The sequence below is a fragment of the Pseudomonas sp. ASL7 genome (assembly GCF_056680375.1).
In genome coordinates this window covers 548,490-567,563 of the sequence record NZ_CM155279.1, presented here as the reverse complement: position 1 = coordinate 567,563, position 19,074 = coordinate 548,490, and the positions used below count along the sequence as shown (strand labels likewise).

Genomic DNA, 19,074 nt, shown 5'->3' with positions numbered 1-19,074 from the left:
CAGGCTCGCTCCCACATTGGAATGCACTCCCCTGTGGGAGCGAGCCTGCTCGCGATGGCGGTTTTACTGACGAATCAGATTAACCCGCCAACCCGACAAACATGTCCTGCACGTCATCATGGTTATCGAGGCCTTCCAGGAACGCTTCGACTTCAGCCATTTGCTCATCGCTCAACCCGGTGACCGGGTTCTTCGGCTGATAGCCCAACTTGGCCGACAACACGGTGAAACCTTGCTCAGGCAGGGCTTTTTGCACGGCGTCCAGATCGGCAGGCTCGGTCAGGAACAGGGTGGTGCCTGCTTCATCACCTGGTTCAAAATCCTGAGCGCCCGCTTCGATGGCCGCCATTTCCGGATCGGCGTCAGGGCTGTCCGGGGACGCCTCGATCATACCGACGTGGTTGAAGTCCCAAGCCACCGAACCCGAAGCGCCCAGTTGGCCCTTGCGGAAAGCAACGCGGATTTCGGCGACGGTGCGGTTGATGTTATCCGTCACGCATTCAACGATCAGCGGCACCTGATGCGGGGCGAACCCTTCATAGGTCACGCGATGGTATTGCACGGTCTCGCCGAGCTGGCCCGAGCCTTTCTTGATCGCACGTTCCAGGGTTTCACGTGGCATCGAAGCCTTTTTCGCTTGCTCGACCACCAGGCGCAGGTGTGCGTTGGTGGCGACATCGGCGCCGTTGCGCGCAGCAATGGTGATTTCTTTCACCAGTTTGCCGAAGATCTTGCCCTTGGCGTTAGATGCCGCTTCTTTGTGTTTAACCTTCCACTGTGCGCCCATTTACTCACTCTCTTATCTGTGGCGCCGAGACATCTATTGGCCGACGCATGGCGCCAAGTTTATACGGCCTAAAGTTGGCAATCGACCACAAATTCTGACTTATACACCGGCACCACGATCGACATCTTCACCAGCGGTTGTAGGGCGATTCTGAAAAGTCAGTTTGCGGTACCCCTAAACGGCAATGGTTTCGTACCCTCTGCACCCGTACTCCGTGGCAGAAGCGCAATCGATGCACAACGACAAGGAAAGCCCCCTCACCCTGACACTGCTCGACGACGACTTGAGCTTGCAGGTGCTGCAGTTCAGTGGCCATGAAGCCCTAAACCAGCCTTATCGATTCGACATCGAAGCCATCGGACTGGCGCCGACGATAAGTCTTGATCGATTGCTGCAACAACCGGTGTTCTTGAGCCTCGGGGATGACACTGGCATTCACGGCATCCTGCACAGTGCCAGCCGCGAGCATCGCGGCCCACACCGGACCGGCTACCACTTGGTGATGGTGCCGTACCTTCAAAATCTCGACCGCCAGCCTTCTCGCCGGGTATTTCATCAACTCGGTGTGCCCGCCATCCTGCGCCAGTTGCTTGAAGAAAACGCGCTGCCCGAAGACAGCTATCGGTTTGAGCTACCGAGCGGGCGCTACCCCATCCGGGCATTTTGCATTCAGTTCGATGAGAGCGACCTGGCGTTCCTGCAAAGGCTCTGTGAAGAAGAAGGCATCCACTATCACTTCGAACATCGGCGCGATGGCCATGTGCTGGTGCTGGCGGATGACAGTTTGAGTTTTCCCCAGGAACCGCTGCTCATGCCTTTTCATGGCGATCCCCCTCATGAGCTGAATGTGCCGGTGATCAGTGAACTGTTCCAGCGTCATACCTCGCCGCCACTTGCCGCGCACTCCGCCCCGCAGCCACTCCAAAGTGAGCAACCCAGCCGTCGGATACTGGAGCGGCTGCGCTGCCTGCATTGGCAGATACAGGGTCAAAGTAACCAGAGTAAATTGCGCGCCGGGCAAATCGTACAAGTGTCTGAACATCCGCTCCCAACCTTCAACGATCAGTGGCTGCTGACCGAGATTCGGCATCAGGGCCAACAGCCGTCGATTCTCGCCGAAGAGCGCATCGACATTGTCCGGCGCTACACCAATCGGTTCACCGCCATTGCGTGGTCAACGGTGTTCAGGCCTGCGCTCACACACACCAGACCGCGCATTCCAGGCTTTCAGACAGCTCGGGTGCTGGGCCCGAACGGGCAACCTTCGCCGCTGGATGAACGCGGGCGGATACAGGTCAGGTTGTGGCCAACGCTTGCGTCCGATACCGGCGAATCCTCCGGCATCTGGCTGCCCGTTGTCTTCGCAACGCCTGAGGATCGGATCGATCCTTCCCGGCTGCCCCTGGGTGGCTGCGAAGTGCTTATCAGTTTTCTCGACAGCGACCCGGACCGTCCGGTGCTATGCGCTACTGCGAGCCCTCCGCCAGCACCTCGAATCGCTTGCGAGCCCCATAACGATAGCCGTCTGCTGCTCGATTGGCTGATCAACCGCTAGGCGTACTCAACCCTTGTCAGCCTTGCCGGCTGCGGCGGCGAATTTCGCCAGGCGCACATCGAGATGCCGTGGCCGACGCCCGTGATCCTCCGCACGCTCCTTGCGGCGGATGGCGTTGCGCACCATCAGTGAACCGAGATAACGGATCGGCTCCGGCGGAAAGTAGCCCAACGGGCCGTTGACCAGCGGTGAACGCGTCCAGGCATTGTCCAGCCCCTGAACCATTGAGGCGAGAATCTGCCCGCCCATATGACAGGGCCCGACCCCGCTGCCGGAATAGCCGAAACCGTAGAACACGTTGCCGCTGGCACTCATCTGGCCGAAGAACGGCAGCCCCGTCACCGATCGATCTGACGGACCGTTCCAGGTGGCCTCGACCTTGACCCCGGCAAACACCGGAAAGAACTCTGCGAGGCTGTGCTGCAACAACCCCGCGTACGGCGACGGCTGATCAAACACGGGCAACATCCGGCCACCATAGGCAAAGGTGTTGCCGCCTTTGCCGAGCATGATTCGACCGTCCGGGGTGTTGTGGTAGTAGTGCACGAAAATTCGCGAATCGAGCACGGTCACGCCGCTGGTCAAGCCGATTTCATTGAGCAGGTCCGGGCGCGGCTCGGTGATCAGCATGTCGCTGGAAACGATCGCCACACTGCGCTCGAACTGCGCGAATGCACGGGCCATCCACGCGTTCATCGCCAACACCACCCGGTCCGCGCGAACGGTGCCGTTCGGCGTCTGGATGCCGGCAGGCGTGCCCTCCTCCAGCCCGGTCATGGCGGTGTTCTCGTGAATCCTCACCCCGAGTTGCAAGGCAACCCGGCGCAGCCCGCGCACCAGTTTCCCCGGTTGCACACTGGCGGCGGCTGGCGAAAACCAGCCTTCCAGATGCTTGCTGGAACCGGCCATGCGTTGCACATCGGCCACTGGCCGTTGGGTGAAGGAGTTGATCCCGTGACGCTCCAACGCCGCAATCACGGCGTCGGTCGAACCGCATTGCGCACGGTTGGTCGCGGTGTAGAGCGTGCCGTCGAGGCGGTAGTCGGCATCCACCCTGTACTGTTCGCAGAAGGCGCCGATGGCATGAATGCTGCGCTCGGACTCTTTGACCAACCGCACCGCCTCTGCGACACCGAACAACCTTTCCAGCGTGAAATACTTGGCCGACCACGACAGCGCACAACCGCCGTTGCGCCCGCTGGCGCCAGCCCCGCAAATGTCCGCTTCAATCAGCAGCACCTCCAGTTCAGGGTTCTGCTCCTTGAGCATGATCGCGGTCCACAACCCGGTGTAGCCGCCGCCGACAATGCAGACATCGGCGCGTGTATCGCCCGCCAAGGGTTCGCACGGCGCGCAGGTCTCGGCCTCCAGCGCCTGTTCCAGCCAGAAAGGTCTCATCGGTAAATCCTCAGGTACGCAGGGGTTTGACGCTCATCGGCCGGTTCGGCACGAACGCGTTTTCGGTATGCAGGCCAGCCGGGCGGCTGTTCCAGTGCGGGATCAGCACGAAGGCAGAGAACATCGCGCAGCCGGCGAAGACGATGAACACCGTCACCGAATCGAAGTAACCCGGCAGCAATCCACCGAGAACTGCACCGACCGAGCCGCAACCGTTGACGAAGCCTGCCGCCGTGGCGCCGGCCTTCGCAGTGCCGAAATCAATCGCCGCCGCGCCGCTGATCATCGAGTCCGGGCCGTACAGGGTCAGGCCCATGACGAACAGCAGTGCCACCACCAACACAACGCTGCCGGTGTGCAAAGCGCCCATGAACAGCGCCAGCGAAATGGTCAACGCCAACAGGCTGAGCACGCAGGCGGGCATCCGTCGGGCGCCGAACAGTTTGTCCGAGGCCAGGCCGAGCAGGATTGGCCCGAGCAACCCGGCCAGCTCGAACGAGGTCGGAATGATCGCTGCACCGACCTTACCCACGGTCGGCATCTGCTCGAAGACGATCACCGGTCCCCAGAGCAGAATCGCGTAGCGCGCCGGCTTCAGCAGAAAGTAGGCGAAGCCGAGCACCAGCACGGTACGGTTGCGCAGGATTTCCTTTAACGGCTCCAGAACGCTGATTTTGCTTTGTGCATAGGCCTCATCGGCCGTCAGTTCCGGCTCCGGTTCCACCGCCGGCAAGCCGACATCTTCCGGTTTGTTGCGTTGAAAAATAAAAAACAGCACGGCGACCAGCCCAACCACCGCCGCACTGGAAATGAACGCCGCGTGCCAGGTGCCGATGAGCGTGTACGCCCACCAACCGGCAAACGGCGAGGCCACCAGCCCGCCAAAGGCGTAGCAGGAGCTCCATAATCCGAGGACCCGCCCGCGCTGCTCGGCGGGGAAGAAACTCCCGATGTTTTTGCACAGCCCCGACCATCCTGTGGACTGCGCCAGCCCCTGAATCAGCATGCACGTGGCGAAGATCGGTAACGTTGCGAAGCTGCCCATCACCAGCGCTGCCGCCGCCGAAATCAGCAACCCGCCGAGCACCACGACCCGCGGGCCAAAGCGGTCGGCAACGATACCCCAGGTGAATTGCCCGATGGCGTACGCGGCGAGGTAGATGGCGTCGAGGTTGGCCATGGCCATTTTGTCGAGCATGAAGGTGGGGTCTTCAGCGATCCCCAGTTTTGCAACGGAAAAGGCTTTGCGGGTGAAATAGAACGCAGCGTAAGCGAGCCAGGTGATCGCGAAGATCTGCACGCGCCAACGCTTGATGGTGCCGATGTGATTGTTCATTGTGGTTCTGACCTCAGGGTGTGAGTGTGCCGGCAGAATTGGAAGAAAACGCCTGTGTTTTTATTGTTGAGCACTGCGATATCGCCCTGTCCCTTGAGGCAATACCGGTCAGATGAGGCCTGCAGTTGCACGCACAGGCTCATGGCCCCGGATGCTGTTCGACTGACCAGTCACCGGGGCTGAGAGCGATAAAAACAATTACTGATTAATAAGTGAAATCGATTTATCGTATTTCAAATATAAGCTCAGCTTGTTACTGGAGGTTTCGATGTCGGTTTCCCACGCCCAGCTCAAAGCCTTCCACGCTGTCGCCGTCCATGGAAGTTTCACCAAAGCTGCCGAGCGGTTATTCCTCACGCAACCGGCCATTTCCGATCAAGTGCGCAAGCTCGAAGAGCGTTTCGGTGTGCTGCTGTTTCACCGCAACAAACGCTCGGTACGCCTGACCGATCTGGGCGAGCGGTTGCTGGGCATTACTCAACGGCTTTTCGTCATCGAGGCCGAAGCACAGGAGTTGCTTCAAGACTCTCAGGCATTGCAGACCGGCAGCCTGATTCTGGCGGTGGATGCGCCGGTGCATGTGCTGCCGCAAATCGCCCGCTTCTGCGAACGCTATCCCGGCATCAGCGTAAAGATCGAAACCGGCAACACCGATGAATCGTTGTTCCGGTTGTTCAACTATCAGGCCGATCTGGCGTTGTTGGGGCGCGATGTCAGCGACGAGCGACTGATCTCGCTGCCGCTGCGCAATGACCCGATGGTAGCGTTTGTTTCGCGCAATCATCCGTGGGCGGATCGTGAATCCATCTGCCTCGCTGACCTGGATGACACGCCGCTGGTGCTACGGGAAATCGGTTCGGTGACGCGCCAGACCCTGGAAGAGGAAATGGCCCGGGCGGGGTTTCGGATTCGACCGGCGATTCAAGTGGAGGGCCGAGAAGCAGCACGAGAAGCGGTGGTTGTAGGGATTGGCGTCGGCGTGGTGTCGGCAGCGGAGTTCGGTGCGGATTCGCGGGTGTGTGCGTTGCCGATCACCGATTGCAAGCGGCGGCTGACGGAGACATTGGTGTGCTTGCGCGAGCAGAGTTCACGGCGGGTAGTGGCGACGTTTCTGGAGATGGTTCGCGAGAGTCTGGTGTAGGCAGGTCCGGCCCCTTCGCGAGCAAGCTCGCTCCCACAGGAATTTATGCTGGCCGCCAATCTTGTGCACGACGCAAAACCTGTGGGAGCGAGCTTGCTCGCGATGAAGGCGCCGCGGTCTATCGGTCTGGCGCCAAACCGAAAAACGCCTGTATCAAGCGCAAATCCCGCCGCCGCTCCATACAACCGATCATGTGCCGATTCACCAGTCCATCGCCGATAATCGGCACCGCCACCACGCGGGGATCGTGGCTGACTTCCACCGACGACACCACGCCCACCCCCAAATCCGCAGCAACGGCCTCGGTCACCGCCTCCCGACTGTCCAGCTCCAGCAACACTCGAGGATTGATCCTGGCCTGAGCGCAAGCCGCATCAAACGTGCGCCGGGTAATCGAACTCGGTTCGCGCAACACCATGATCACCTGATCCAGCGCCTTGAGTGGCACCCCTTTGGAACGTTGCGCCCAAGGGTGACTTTCGGGCACCAGCGCGCATATCCGTGACTCGCTCAACGCCTGTAAATGCAAACCCTTGCGCGGCTCGACTTCGGTGAGCACCGCCACGTCGGCATGCTCGGACAACAACGCCGCCAAGGTTTCCTGAGCATTGCCAAGACGCAGATTCACCGTGACCCCGGGATACCTCGCCCGCAGACTGGCGAGCATCGGCATGACCATGTGCGGCCCGTCCGCCGCCACTTCCAGGCGCCCGGTCAACAACTGCCGGTTGGCCTCCAGCATCACCTGCGCTTCTTCGGCCAGGCCAAACATCGCGCGAGTGATCGCGGCCAGCTGGGTGCCCTCTTCCGTCAGTTCCACCCTTCGCGCGGTGCGCCGCAACAAGGTGATTTGGTAATGCTCCTCCAAAGCTTTGATGTGCCCGGTGACCGCCGGTTGGCTGATGAACAATCGCGCGGCGGCCCGGGTGAAGCTGCCCTCACGGGCTACCGCATCGAAGGCGCGGAGCTGGAACAGGTTCATGAATAACTCTCACTGATGGCTGGCATAACAACAAACAATTTGATTGATAGCACGGCAAATTGCAATTTAAGTCCCGTAGCTTCATCCCATCGATTGCGAGGACACGAGAATGAGTACTGCTGAACCCATCCTGCTCACCCCCGGCCCATTGACCACGTCGTATCGCACCCGTCAGGCGATGATGGTCGACTGGGGTTCTTGGGATGACCGCTTCAATCAACTGACCGCCAGCCTCTGCGAACAATTGCTGGCGATCATCAACGGCGGCAGCAGCCACCACTGCGTGCCATTGCAAGGCAGCGGCACTTTCGCAGTCGAAGCGGCAATCGGCACTTTGGTGCCACGCGACGGCAAAGTCCTGGTGCTGATCAACGGTGCCTATGGCAAACGCCTGGCAAAAATTTGCGAAGTCCTCGGCCGTTCCTTCAGCACCTTTGAAACCGCCGAAGACGAACCGACCACCGCTGCCGACGTCGACCGTCTGCTGCAGGCCGACGCCAGCATCACCCACGTCGCGCTGATTCACTGCGAAACCAGTACCGGCATCCTCAACCCGTTGCCGGAGATTGCCCACATCATCGCGCAACATGGCAAACGCCTGATCATCGACGCCATGAGCTCCTTCGGCGCGCTGCCGATCGATGCGCAACAGGTGCCATTCGACGCGTTGATTGCCGCTTCGGGCAAATGCCTGGAGGGCGTGCCGGGGATGGGTTTCGTCTTCGCTCGCAAAGAAGCGCTGGCGAATGCCGCCGGCAACTCGCACTCGCTGGCGATGGACTTGTTCGACCAGCACACCTACATGGCCAAGACCGGCCAATGGCGCTTCACTCCGCCGACCCACGTAGTCGCTGCGCTGCATGAAGCCCTGCTGCAATACAACGAAGAAGGCGGGTTGCCGGCCCGGCACCAGCGCTACACCGACAATTGCAAAGTGCTGTTGGATGACATGGCCAAACTGGGCCTGCGCAGCTTCCTGCCCGCCGAGATTCAGGCGCCGATCATCGTCACCTTCCACGCACCGAAAGACCCGCGCTACCAGTTCAAAGAATTTTACGAACGTGTCAAAGCCAAGGGTTTCATCCTCTACCCGGGCAAATTGACCCAAGTCGAAACGTTTCGTGTCGGCTGCATCGGACACGTCAACCAGGCCGAGATGCACGCGGCGGTGGCGGCGGTCGCCGAAGCATTGCTGGAAATGGAAGTACTCGAAATCTAAACCGCCTGTAGCAGCTGTCGAGCCCCAGCGAGGCTGCGTTCGGCTGCGAAGCAGTCGTAAAACCGTCCACCTCGGTGTTTCAGGTAGACCATGCTGACAGGGTTTACGACTGCTTCGCAGCCGAACGCAGCCTCGCAGGCTCGGCAGCTGCTACAGGGATCACCATTGCCCGACTACAGGATTTAAACACCATGAACTACGCAAACCCTACCAAACTGCAAGCCGCGATCCTCGACTGGGCCGGCACCGTCGTCGACTTCGGTTCTTTCGCGCCAACACAGATTTTTGTCGAAGCCTTCGCCGAGTTCGACGTCCAGGTGTCCATCGAAGAAGCTCGCGGGCCGATGGGCATGGGCAAATGGGATCACATACGCACGTTGTGTGATCAACCGGAAGTCGCCGAACGTTATCGCAAGGTATTCGGCCGCACGCCGACCGACGATGACGTCACCGCGATATACAAACGCTTCATGCCGCTGCAAATCGAAAAAATCGCCGAGCACTCGGCATTGATCCCGGGGGCGCTGGACACCATCGCCAACCTGCGCCAGCAAGGGATCAAAATCGGCTCCTGCTCCGGCTACCCGAAACAGGTCATGGACAAAGTGGTTGAACTGGCGGCCACCAATGGCTACATCGCCGACCATGTGGTCGCCACCGACGAAGTGCCGAACGGTCGCCCATGGCCGGCCCAGGCGTTGGCTAACGTCATCGCCTTGGGCATCGACGATGTCGCTGCCTGTGTGAAGATCGACGACACCGTGCCGGGCATCCTCGAAGGTCGGCGCGCCGGTATGTGGACCGTGGCGCTGATCTGCTCGGGCAACGCGCTGGGTCTGGACTACGAAGACTTTCGCGCCCTGAGCAGCGACACCCTGGCCTGCGAACGCAAGCGCATCCATGCCATGTTCGAAGGCTCTCGGCCACATTATATGATCGACACCATCACCGATTTGCCGGAAGTGATTGCCGATATCAATAAGCGTTTGGCCAACGGCGAGATGCCGCAAACCCGCTAAAAACACCTCCCTGTCTCAAAAAAGCGCCAGTTCCAGACCGGAACGGGCGCTTTTTTGCTGTCTATCACCTGAACCAGAGCATTCAACGACCATTGGCCTCGGGCAAACCCGGTGAAACAGGATTACAGTTACAGCACACCGCCGAACAATAACGGTGGCTAGACCTGACCTGTGAGGAACACCGTATGCCGTGGAAAAACTCCCACTCGCGCTACAGCACTGTATCGATCGTTTTGCATTGGTTGATGCTGGTGCTGTTGGTGCTGGTCTACGCCTGTATCGAATTTCGCGGGATCTTTCCCAAAGGCAGTGGCGGACGAGCGCTAATTACCGAAACGCACTACATGCTGGGCTTGACCGTGTTTGTGTTGGTCTGGTTCAGATTATTCGCCCGCAGCCTGGGCCCGGCACCGCAGATTTTCCCCGCTTCCCCTCACTGGCAAACCACACTCGCCCGGGTGATGCATTGGGCGTTGTACATTTTCATGATTTCAATGCCGATTCTGGGCTGGCTGGTCACCAGTGCCAAGGGACAGCAGGTAATGTTCTACGGCTTTGACCTGCCCTTACTGGTGTCAGAGGACAAGGCACTGGCCAAGCAAATCGAGCACTGGCATGTGCTCGGCGGCACCATCGGTTACTGGCTGATCGGCCTGCACGCCTTGGCCGGGCTTTATCACCATTATGTGGTGGGCGATAACACACTTCTGCGGATGATGCCCAAACGCGGCTGACTCCGGCCTGTCATTGAAACCCCCGGCGGCCCTGCAAACCGCCGGTGTGGATGAAGATCAGACGCGTTCCCTTTTCGAATCTTCCGGCTTCGACTTGCTGCTTGAGCATCAACAGCGCTTTACCGGTGTACAGCGGCTCCAGAGGAATGCAGCTGGCCAGTTCGGTCTGTTCGATGAATTCGAGTAACAGTGGATCGACTTTGGCGAAGCCTCCCCGGCTGGCGTCGAACAGTTGGTAATCTGAATGCGGCAAACCCGCTGCTTGCACAATCGATGCGACCTGCTGCGCCACGCCGTGATCGTCGGGCACCGCCAACGCACCGTAAACCGGATGCTCTCCCGCCTCGGCCAATACCAGGCCAGCCAGTGTCGTACCGGTTCCACAGGCCAGCCACCAGCCGTCGTAGTCGCTCCAGCCCAAACCGTTCAGTTGCTCGTGGACCCTCGCTTTAAACTGCATGCAGCCTCTTGCTCCCTGCAATCCGCCGCCACCTTCAGGCACTGGATGCAGATCCGGGTACTGCGCCCGCCATGGGCTCCAGAAACCCGCTTCGTGCCGTGCGCGATAACCGCCATAACCCAGCCAGTGCAACTGCATGCCGAAGGCCTGCAAGTCGTTCACCGTTGGCGTGTCTTGCGGATGACCGCGCAGCAGACCAACGGTACTAAAACCGAAGCGCTTGCCTGCAGCCGCCAGTGCGTGGAGATGATTGGAGTGAGCACCGCCCAGACTGATGATGCCTTTGGCACCGGCGAGGTCAGCCGTCTTCAGGTGCTCGATGAGTTTGAACCACTTGTTGCCGCTGATCAGCGGGTCGATCTGGTCCAGGCGCAGGGTCGCGACTTCGATGCCGGCAGTTTTGAGCCAGTCAAGGTGAAGGGGTTCTAAAGGGGCTTGGAGTAGCCCGTTGGAGGACGGGTAAAGCATCGGCGCCTGACTGTGCTCGGAAAGAGCCAGCATTCTAGTCGCTCAAAGGAAGCCTTCGCGAGCAGGCTCGCTCCCACAGGGATTTTGTATCGGCCACAAAATTTGTGAACAACACAGAACCTGTGGGAGCGAGCCTGCTCGCGAAGGTCATTGGCACGTTGGCCTGCGTATTACAACTCGGCAGCCAACCGCGAACCCTGGTTGATCGCCCGCTTGGCATCCAGCTCTGCCGCCACGTCCGCGCCGCCAATCAAATGCACGTTCAACCCCGCAGCCACCAAGCCGTCTTGCAGTTCACGCAGCGGATCCTGCCCGGCGCAGATCACGATGTTGTCCACCGCCAGCACTTGCGGCTCGCCGGTTTCGCCGATGCGGATGTGCAAACCTTCGTCGTCGATCTTCAGGTACTCGACGCTATTGAGCATCTGCACCCGCTTGTTCTTCAGACCGGCGCGGTGAATCCAGCCAGTGGTCTTGCCCAGGCCGTCGCCGACCTTGGATTTTTTGCGTTGCAGCAGGAACACCTCACGGGCCGGCGCATGCGGCTCAGCCTTGATGCCGGCAACACCACCGCGTGCGTGAAGGTGCGTATCGATGCCCCACTCTTTCCAGAACGCTTCACGGTCCTGGCTGGTCGCAACGCCTTGATGGACCAGGAACTCCGACACGTCGAAACCGATACCACCGGCACCGATCACCGCGACACGCTTGCCCACCGGTTTGCGCTCGAGGATCACGTCGAGATAACTCAATACCTTGGCGTTCTCCACGCCCGCAATCGCCGGAGTTCTTGGAGCGATACCCGTGGCGAGAATGATCTCGTCGTATTCGCCTTCAACCAGTTTCGCCACATCGACACGGGTGTTCAGGCACAGTTCAACGTTGGTGGTCTGCAGTTTACGGTTGAAATAGCGCAAGGTTTCAAAGAACTCTTCCTTGCCGGGTACACGCTTGGCGATGTTGAACTGGCCGCCGATTTCGCTGGCCGAATCGAACAGCGTCACCTGATGACCACGTTCGGCAGCCACGGTGGCGGCGGACAAACCCGCAGGACCCGCGCCGACCACGGCAATTTTCTTGATCTGCTGCACCGGCAGATAGTTGAGCTCGGTTTCATGGCAAGCCCGCGGGTTCACCAGGCAGCTGGTCAGTTTGCCGCCGAAGGTGTGATCGAGGCAGGCCTGGTTGCAGCCGATGCAGGTGTTGATTTCATCGGCACGCCCAGCAGCCGCCTTGTTGACGAAGTCCGGGTCGGCGAGGAACGGCCGTGCCATCGAGACCATGTCGGCATCGCCTTCGGCAAGAATCTGCTCGGCGACTTCCGGGGTATTGATGCGGTTGGTGGTGATCAGCGGAATGTTCACCGAGCCACGCAGCTTGGCCGTGACTTTGCTGAACGCCGCACGCGGCACCTTGGTTGCGATGGTCGGAATCCGCGCTTCGTGCCACCCGATCCCCGTGTTGATAAGGGTCGCACCGGCTTGTTCGATGGCCTTGGCCAGCGTCACGATTTCTTCCCAGGTGCTGCCACCTTCCACCAGGTCGAGCATCGACAGGCGGAAGATAATAATGAAGTTGGGGCCCACTGCTTCACGTACCCGGCGAACGATTTCCACCGGCAGGCGCATGCGGTTTTCGTAGCTGCCGCCCCAACGGTCGGTACGGTGGTTGGTGTGAGCCGCCAGGAACTGGTTAATGAAGTAACCCTCGGAGCCCATGATTTCGACGCCGTCGTATTCGGCTTTTTGCGCCAGGGACGAACAGGTGACGAAATCGCTGATCTGCTTCTCGATGCCCTCCTCGTCCAGCTCTTTGGGCTTGAACGGGTTGATCGGCGCCTGAATGGCGCTCGGTGCAACCTGCTTCGGGCTGTAGGCATAACGGCCAGCGTGCAGGATCTGCATGCAGATCTTGCCGCCCGCCTCGTGCACTGCGCGGGTCACGATCTGGTGCTTGAGCGCTTCTTCTTCGGTCGTCAACTTGGCCGCGCCGGAATACACTCCGCCCTCGTCGTTCGGACCAATGCCGCCGGTCACCATCAGGCCGACACCGCCGCGGGCACGTTCGGCAAAGTACGCCGCCATGCGCTCGAAGCCGCCGGGCTTTTCCTCAAGACCGGTGTGCATCGACCCCATCAGGGTGCGGTTGCGCAACGTGGTAAAACCCAGGTCCAGCGGGGCCAACAGGTGCGGGTAATGAGCGGCGGCCATCGGTAACTCCACAACAAGCGATCACGGAAAAAGTGCAGGGGCTCTAAGGCCCCTATCAGTCATGTTCCACAGACTAAGAGCCGCGCCGTTGTCGCTCAATGACCGTAACTGACAACTTATTGATCCAAATGCGCAGCAACCCTTGGCAAGCGCCAGTATGGGCCCTACCCTAGTCGCGAACCCTGCACACGGCTGTTGATTGCTTTCCCATGCGCAAACTTCTGTACCTGACCTGCTTCATGGCCTTGATAGCCGCCCTCACGACCTACGCGATGTGGGCCGCGGACCGTCCGGTGGGTCATTACTTGTCGGACCTGCGGATCAATCTGGCGGTGGATCAGGGTACACCCGCCGACCGCGGCAACCTGCTGGGCATCCAGCCCGAGCTGTTTCCCACCGACTATCAAAGCCCCGAACGCTTGCACCGCAAACTCGCCGCTTACTTGCAGAAGGCTCAGGATCAAGGCTTGTTGAATGAAAAAACCATCGTCGTATTGCCGGAACATGTCGGCACCTGGCTGATGGTCAGCGGCGAGAAAGATGAGCTATACCAGGCCACCACGCTCAAGGAAGCCATGAACTGGCTGGCGGTGAGCAACCCCTGGAAGTTCCTTCGCGCGTTGATCAGTGCCAAGGGCGACAGCCGACTGGACGACGCTCACTTACGGATGAAAGCCAAGGGCATGGCCAAGGATTACCAGGCGCTGTTCGGTGGTCTGGCGAAAGAGTTCCACGTAACACTGGTGGCGGGTTCCATTGTGCTGCCCGACCCCAGCGTCATCGATGGCACCCTGAAAGTCGGCCGAGGCGCACTGTTCAACAGCAGCGTGGTGTTCGGCCGCGATGGCCTGCCCATCGGCCAGCCCCAGCGTCAGATGCATCCGATTTTCGATGACTATGACGTCATCGAGGCCAATGGCGAGCACACGCTCAATGTCGTCGACACCCCGGCCGGACGTCTGGGTGTGTTGATCGGCAGCGACAGCTGGTACCCCGACAACTACCGTAAGCTCGACGCTCAAGGCGCGCAATTGGTGGCGGTCCCGGCCTACGTCAGCGGGAGCGGCACTTGGGACAAACCGTGGCGCGGCTACAAGGGGCTGTTGACGCCAGCCTCGGTCAGCCTCAAGGCTGGCGAGCTCAGCGAAGGCCAGGCCTGGCATCGCCTGACACTCACCGCGCAACCGCCCAGCAGTCAGGCGATCGCCGGCATGAGCGTGTTCCTGAGAGGCCAGTTCTGGGATCAGGGCAGCGCCGGCCAAAGCTTTATCAGCAGCAACGGACAGCAATTTGCCGACGGCAACGCACGTGGTGCACGTCTGCTGAATCTCTGGTTGTAGACAATGAAACCGCTGCCGATGCGTCTCGGTGATCTTTCGGTAGGCTTCGTCCATAGCCTGGCCGAAGCCGTGCGCAGTCACGGTGTAGACCCGTTGCCACTGCTCGAACAATATGGCCTGGACGCGGCACGCCTCGGCGAAGCCGGCGCCCGGCTTTCGATCCCGCGCTATATGCGCCTGGGCCACGGCGCCATTCAGCTGACCGACGACCCTGCCCTGGGTTTGCGCATGGGCCAGCTCAGTCGCCTGAGCCAGGCCGGCCTGGCCGGGGTCACTGCCGCACAGGCGCCGACGGTACGAGAAGCGGCGCGCTGCCTGATTCGCTTCGAAGCGTTGTATGGCTCCAACTATCGAGGGCAATCGACCTTTCACGAAGACGCCGAAGGCGCCTGGCTGAGGTTCTACTCCATCAGCCCGTACAACGCCTATAACCGCTTCGTGGTGGATTCGATCATTGCCGGCTGGTTGCAGCAATTATCCAGCGTAAGCCTGACCTCGCTACGCGCCGAGCGCATTGAGATCGAGTTCGAAGCGCCGCAATACCGTGAGGCTTATGCGGTGCTGGGCGACTGTCCGATTCAGTTTGGCTGCGAGCATAACCAACTGCGCTTGAGCCTGGAAAGCCTCGCCCTGCGCAACCCGGAGCACTGCCCAAGCACCTGGAGGCACTTGCTGCAACTGTGTGAGCGGGAACTGGAGCAGCTGACACGCACCCGCTCCCTGCGTGAACGCATCACTCAGTTGCTGGGGCCGTTACTCAATGGAGGCCGGGAACCCGACCTCGAAGAGGTGGCGGCACGCCTTAAGCTGCCCACCTGGACCTTGCGCCGCAAACTCGCCGAGGAAGGCACGCAGTTTCGCGCGATTCTCAACGACACGCGTCGCGACCTGGCCATGACCTACATCCGCGACACCGAACTGGCATTCGGTGAAATCGCCTACCTGCTAGGTTTTGCCTCAGCCGAAGCATTTCAACGGGCCTTCAAACGGTGGAATGGCCAGACACCCGGCGAGTTTCGCCGCAGTCATCGCCAATCCGCCTGATGCTACAGCTCGGTAGCATCCTCGGCCGGTTCCAGCGGGTCCAGTTCAAACGCCTGAAACTCGAGCAGCTCTTCTTGATAGTCGTCCATTTTTGAATCCCCCACAGCTCGTTTAAAAATCGCCTGAATAAATGACCAGCGCCCCAAGCATAAAGTGCCCACGTGAACGAAAAATGACGCAGGCAGGACGCTAAACAGCCACTTGATAAAAAGTAGCAGCCCGTCAGGAATTTATCACAGGTTTTTTTCGGTACGGCTGTAGGACAACAGGCCGGCTTGACGCAGATCAATCTTGAAAGCCGCTACGGGTTCGGTATCGTCTGACCCGAACCCGTAACGCCAGGGCCGGATTACTGGCCGGTGACAGGCATGGCCGGAATCGGCTCGGTCGGAGGCGCCATGTTGCTCGGGTTCTCCGGTGGAGTAATGGCTTGCGTGGACGACGTCGACTCGGTGTTTTCGGTCTTGGCAATCGGCGCCGCTTCAGGCGCAGGAGCCACGGGCTCCGATGCTACAGGCGCAGAAGTCACTGGCTCCGATGATACAGGCGCAGAACTCACTGGCACCGATGCTGCAGGCGCGGATTCGGCTGGGGTCGGTGCAGGTTCTGCCGCAGGTGCCGGAGTCGGGGTCGGCGCTGGCGGTGCAACCTTGGCTTCTGGCACGCCCAGATCGGTTTTCGGCTTCTCGATGATGTGCGCGGCTTTCTTCGCTTCAGGCGGCAGGAACAACTCGACCAGGGTGAAGAAACGGTCGTAGAACTTGGCCGAGGATACGGTTTCGCTGGCGACCTTGACCATTGAATCGTCGGACGAGCCAATGGGCATCGACACCGAACCCAATACACCCACACCGACACTGGCGGAGTTGTTGGTCTTCTTCAGCGCATAACGATCCTGCAGCGCGTTGGCGAACATGGTGGCGTGATGCCCCTCGCTGCCGTCATCGGCACAGACCACACTGAAGCTGATCTCCAAGTGGGTCTCGCCGGTCTGCTGGAAGCTTTTGTGTCCGCTGACCAGTTTCGGGTCGCCGCTGGTAATGATGTAGCCCTGGCTGAGCAATGCCCGACGAGCGGCTTCGCACGTCTGCACATCAGTCACCGGGTAGCTGCGCGAAAACGTGCCGGAGTCGTTGAAGTTCTCATGCTCATAGATGGCGGACTTTTTCGACGAGCAACCGGCCGCGGCGGCCAGCATCAACGCCAGCCCGGCAACACGCATGGGAAATGATTTAAACATTGAACATCCTGAGGAAAACGGTCCGGGGCGTATTGTGCAACAGATCGATGTCGAGTGCCGCATCGATTGTGTCTTAAAACAGTTACACAGGTATTGACCCATGTTTGCGGGAAATGACGCAAAAAAAAACGACGTACGGAAAACAAAAGACCCCGGCCTTTCGGCCGGGGTCTTTGTGTAGCGCAAAACTCAGTCTGACATCAGAAACGCTTGATGTCGGCCTGGCTTTCCAGCTGTTTGCGGTAAGCCGCAAAGTCTTGCTGGCCAATACGCGACGCGAGATAACGACGGTATTGAGCCTTCTCTTCATCGGTCGGCACCGCGGCTTCATTCACCGCATTCAGGCGCACGATCACCAGGCTACCATCGGCCAGGGTCACGTTGCTGAAGGTTGGCTTGTCCTTGGCTGCCGGCTTCGGCATGCGGAACAGTGCTTGCAGTACGGCAGGGTCGACCCCTTCCTGGGCACGAGTGGCTGCCTGGGTTACCTTCCAGGCCTGACCGTCGATCGCCTTGTCCAGCGGTGTCTTGCCTTCGCGCAGGCTGACAATCAGCTCTTCAGCCTTGGTCTTGGCGGCAGCACTGGCGTGCTCCTTGGCCAATTGCACGCGGATGCTCGCATTAACGCTTTCAAGAGGCAGTTGCGCAGGCTTCAGATGCTCCTTGGCTCGCAGCACGACCACGGTTTCAGGGTCCAGCTCGATACCGGTGCTGTTGGCACCTTCATCCAATACTTCAGGACTGAATGCCGCGGTGACCACGGCACGGTTTGCCGCAATACCTTCGCCACCTTCACGACCGAACGGCTTGGATGTATGAACCGTCAGCTTCAGGTCCTGCGCCGGCTGGCCCAGATCGGACGCTTCGAACGTGGAGTCTTCCAATTGCTTGGTCGCCTCGACAAAACGTTGCTCGACCTGCTGGGTCTTCAGCTCGCGGGTCAGTTTGTCTTTCAGGCTGGCGAACGTCGGCACTTCAGGTGCTTCCACACCCAGCAACTTGATCAGGTGGAAACCGAAATCGGTACGAACCGGTCCGGAAACCTGATCCTTGGCCAACGCATACAGCGCTTTTTCGAAGGCTGGATCGTAGACGCCAGGACCTGCAAAACCGAGGTCACCGCCGTTGTTTGCCGAACCTGGGTCCTGGGAGAATTCCTTGGCCAGAGCCTCGAATTTCTCACCTTTGGCCAGACGCGCCTGGACCTCTTCGATCTTGGCCTTGGCTTGCGCCTCGGTCATTTTATCGTTCACTTCGATCAGAATGTGCGCAGCCCGGCGTTGTTCGGACAGGTTCGCAATTTCTTTCTGATACGCCGCTTGCAGGTCTTCGTCCTTGACGCTGACCTGATCGAAGAAGGAAGCCTTCTTCAATTCGAGGTAATCAATGACGACCTGATCCGGTGTCATGAATTCCTTGGCGTGCTCGTCGTAGTAGGCCTTGACCTCATCGTCGGTCAGCTTCACAGCCGCCGGGTCAGCCTTGACGTTCAGGAAAGCGAAATCGCGAGTCTGTTTTTCCAGACGGGCGAACGCCAGCACCTGTGCATCAGTGACGAAACCGCTACCCGCCAAACCAGCGCGCAACTGACCGATCAGCATTTCCTGAGCCAGCATCTGGCGGAATTGCATGCGGCTGTAGCCAAGTTGACGAATGACCTGATCGAAACGCTCAGAGCTGAACTTGCCATCCACCTGGAACTCAGGCGTTTGCAGGATCACCTGATCCAAAGCCGCTTCGGAAAAAGCGAATTTCGAGCTTTCTGCGCCTTGCAGCAGCAGTTTGCGATCGATCAGGCCTTTGAGGGCCGATTCGCGCAGCATTTTTTCATCGAGCAAGGAAGCGTCGAAATCCTTGCCCAGTTGTTGCATCAGCTGACGGCGTTGCATATCAACCGCCTGGCTCAGCTCGTTCTGGCTGATTTCTTCGCCGTTGACCTTGGCCGCATCATTGGTGTGCCTTGTGGCCCTGAAAATGGCGTCGAAACCGGTCAAAGCCATCAGAGCAACGATGACACCAATGATGGTCTTGGCAATCCAGCCTTGTGAATTGTCCCTGATATTCTGCAGCATGCGTCCCCCAGAAACGGTTGAACTTCAAAATTAGGCAACCGTGGAGCGTGGGTAGAATCCGGATAGAAG

Annotated in this window: 15 protein-coding genes; 7 read left to right on the top strand and 8 right to left on the bottom strand. The window is 59.6% G+C overall.

The window, feature by feature from the left end:
• Positions 1-79: 79 nt before the first annotated feature.
• Entirely contained in the window at positions 80-787 is a 708-nt protein-coding gene (locus tag AC1MDT_RS02550) for a YebC/PmpR family DNA-binding transcriptional regulator (RefSeq protein WP_480420548.1), read from the bottom strand.
• Between the two features lie 232 nt (positions 788-1,019).
• On the opposite strand from AC1MDT_RS02550, the gene AC1MDT_RS02545 reads away from it, so the two are divergent.
• Positions 1,020-2,342, top strand: a complete 1,323-nt coding sequence (locus AC1MDT_RS02545) for a type VI secretion system Vgr family protein (RefSeq protein ID WP_480420547.1) — start codon at positions 1,020-1,022, stop codon at positions 2,340-2,342.
• Between the two features lie 6 nt (positions 2,343-2,348).
• Here AC1MDT_RS02545 and AC1MDT_RS02540 read toward each other — a convergent pair whose 3' ends face one another.
• On the bottom strand, positions 2,349-3,740 hold the full coding sequence (locus AC1MDT_RS02540; RefSeq protein ID WP_480420546.1) for an FAD-dependent oxidoreductase: 1,392 nt from the start codon (positions 3,738-3,740) through the stop codon (positions 2,349-2,351).
• A 10-nt stretch (positions 3,741-3,750) separates the two neighbouring features.
• Positions 3,751-5,076 carry an MFS transporter gene (locus AC1MDT_RS02535; protein ID WP_480420545.1) on the bottom strand — a complete coding sequence of 442 codons (1,326 nt, stop codon included), beginning with the start codon at positions 5,074-5,076 and terminating at the stop codon, positions 3,751-3,753.
• A gap of 268 nt (positions 5,077-5,344) precedes the next feature.
• Between AC1MDT_RS02535 and AC1MDT_RS02530 the strand changes: the two genes are divergently transcribed.
• Entirely contained in the window at positions 5,345-6,217 is an 873-nt protein-coding gene (locus AC1MDT_RS02530; protein ID WP_480420544.1) for a LysR family transcriptional regulator, read from the top strand.
• Between the two features lie 118 nt (positions 6,218-6,335).
• Here the strand turns inward: AC1MDT_RS02530 and AC1MDT_RS02525 are convergent, their stop codons facing one another.
• Positions 6,336-7,199 (bottom strand): LysR substrate-binding domain-containing protein, encoded by an 864-nt coding sequence (locus AC1MDT_RS02525; RefSeq protein WP_480420543.1) that lies wholly within the window; start codon positions 7,197-7,199, stop codon positions 6,336-6,338.
• Between the two features lie 109 nt (positions 7,200-7,308).
• Here AC1MDT_RS02525 and AC1MDT_RS02520 point away from each other — a divergent pair, with 109 nt between their 5' ends.
• The 3 genes from AC1MDT_RS02520 to AC1MDT_RS02510 all read left to right on the top strand — a co-directional run bounded on the left by AC1MDT_RS02520 (position 7,309) and on the right by AC1MDT_RS02510 (position 10,171).
• A complete protein-coding gene (locus AC1MDT_RS02520; protein WP_480420542.1) occupies positions 7,309-8,418 on the top strand; it encodes a 2-aminoethylphosphonate--pyruvate transaminase in 1,110 nt (369 codons plus the stop codon).
• A gap of 191 nt (positions 8,419-8,609) precedes the next feature.
• Positions 8,610-9,437: a phosphonoacetaldehyde hydrolase gene (gene phnX / locus AC1MDT_RS02515; RefSeq protein WP_480420541.1), complete on the top strand. Its 828-nt coding sequence runs from the start codon at positions 8,610-8,612 to the stop codon at positions 9,435-9,437.
• A 185-nt stretch (positions 9,438-9,622) separates the two neighbouring features.
• On the top strand, positions 9,623-10,171 hold the full coding sequence (locus AC1MDT_RS02510; RefSeq protein WP_480420540.1) for a cytochrome b: 549 nt from the start codon (positions 9,623-9,625) through the stop codon (positions 10,169-10,171).
• A gap of 10 nt (positions 10,172-10,181) precedes the next feature.
• On the opposite strand, the gene AC1MDT_RS02505 is transcribed toward AC1MDT_RS02510, so the two are convergent.
• Complete coding sequence (locus tag AC1MDT_RS02505) at positions 10,182-11,099, bottom strand: 1-aminocyclopropane-1-carboxylate deaminase/D-cysteine desulfhydrase (protein WP_480422686.1); 918 nt, start codon at positions 11,097-11,099, stop codon at positions 10,182-10,184.
• A gap of 170 nt (positions 11,100-11,269) precedes the next feature.
• The gene (locus tag AC1MDT_RS02500) at positions 11,270-13,309 is read right to left on the bottom strand and encodes an oxidoreductase (RefSeq protein WP_480420539.1); all 2,040 of its coding nucleotides are present in this window, start codon (positions 13,307-13,309) and stop codon (positions 11,270-11,272) included.
• A gap of 209 nt (positions 13,310-13,518) precedes the next feature.
• On the opposite strand from AC1MDT_RS02500, the gene AC1MDT_RS02495 reads away from it, so the two are divergent.
• The gene (locus tag AC1MDT_RS02495; protein ID WP_480420538.1) at positions 13,519-14,649 is read left to right on the top strand and encodes a carbon-nitrogen hydrolase family protein; all 1,131 of its coding nucleotides are present in this window, start codon (positions 13,519-13,521) and stop codon (positions 14,647-14,649) included.
• 3 nt (positions 14,650-14,652) lie between these two features.
• Positions 14,653-15,693, top strand: a complete 1,041-nt coding sequence (locus tag AC1MDT_RS02490; RefSeq protein ID WP_480420537.1) for an AraC family transcriptional regulator — start codon at positions 14,653-14,655, stop codon at positions 15,691-15,693.
• Positions 15,694-16,042: 349 nt separating this feature from the next.
• Here the strand turns inward: AC1MDT_RS02490 and AC1MDT_RS02485 are convergent, their stop codons facing one another.
• Together AC1MDT_RS02485 and AC1MDT_RS02480 are read right to left on the bottom strand one after the other, a co-directional pair.
• Positions 16,043-16,933, bottom strand: coding sequence for a DUF2242 domain-containing protein (locus AC1MDT_RS02485; protein WP_480420536.1), 891 nt, complete (start codon positions 16,931-16,933; stop codon positions 16,043-16,045).
• A 200-nt stretch (positions 16,934-17,133) separates the two neighbouring features.
• Positions 17,134-19,005 carry a SurA N-terminal domain-containing protein gene (locus AC1MDT_RS02480; protein WP_480420535.1) on the bottom strand — a complete coding sequence of 624 codons (1,872 nt, stop codon included), beginning with the start codon at positions 19,003-19,005 and terminating at the stop codon, positions 17,134-17,136.
• Between the last annotated feature and the right edge of the window lie 69 nt (positions 19,006-19,074).

Bases quoted from the DNA above. Each gene is read 5' to 3' on its own strand.
- AC1MDT_RS02550 (WP_480420548.1), bottom strand. From the start codon at position 787: ATGGGCGCACAGTGGAAGGTTAAACACAAAGAAGCGGCATCTAACGCC.
- AC1MDT_RS02545 (WP_480420547.1), top strand. From the start codon at position 1,020: ATGCACAACGACAAGGAAAGCCCCCTCACCCTGACACTGCTCGACGAC.
- AC1MDT_RS02540 (WP_480420546.1), bottom strand. From the start codon at position 3,740: ATGAGACCTTTCTGGCTGGAACAGGCGCTGGAGGCCGAGACCTGCGCG.
- AC1MDT_RS02535 (WP_480420545.1), bottom strand. From the start codon at position 5,076: ATGAACAATCACATCGGCACCATCAAGCGTTGGCGCGTGCAGATCTTC.
- AC1MDT_RS02530 (WP_480420544.1), top strand. From the start codon at position 5,345: ATGTCGGTTTCCCACGCCCAGCTCAAAGCCTTCCACGCTGTCGCCGTC.
- AC1MDT_RS02525 (WP_480420543.1), bottom strand. From the start codon at position 7,199: ATGAACCTGTTCCAGCTCCGCGCCTTCGATGCGGTAGCCCGTGAGGGC.
- AC1MDT_RS02520 (WP_480420542.1), top strand. From the start codon at position 7,309: ATGAGTACTGCTGAACCCATCCTGCTCACCCCCGGCCCATTGACCACG.
- phnX (WP_480420541.1), top strand. From the start codon at position 8,610: ATGAACTACGCAAACCCTACCAAACTGCAAGCCGCGATCCTCGACTGG.
- AC1MDT_RS02510 (WP_480420540.1), top strand. From the start codon at position 9,623: ATGCCGTGGAAAAACTCCCACTCGCGCTACAGCACTGTATCGATCGTT.
- AC1MDT_RS02505 (WP_480422686.1), bottom strand. From the start codon at position 11,099: ATGCTTTACCCGTCCTCCAACGGGCTACTCCAAGCCCCTTTAGAACCC.
- AC1MDT_RS02500 (WP_480420539.1), bottom strand. From the start codon at position 13,309: ATGGCCGCCGCTCATTACCCGCACCTGTTGGCCCCGCTGGACCTGGGT.
- AC1MDT_RS02495 (WP_480420538.1), top strand. From the start codon at position 13,519: ATGCGCAAACTTCTGTACCTGACCTGCTTCATGGCCTTGATAGCCGCC.
- AC1MDT_RS02490 (WP_480420537.1), top strand. From the start codon at position 14,653: ATGAAACCGCTGCCGATGCGTCTCGGTGATCTTTCGGTAGGCTTCGTC.
- AC1MDT_RS02485 (WP_480420536.1), bottom strand. From the start codon at position 16,933: ATGTTTAAATCATTTCCCATGCGTGTTGCCGGGCTGGCGTTGATGCTG.
- AC1MDT_RS02480 (WP_480420535.1), bottom strand. From the start codon at position 19,005: ATGCTGCAGAATATCAGGGACAATTCACAAGGCTGGATTGCCAAGACC.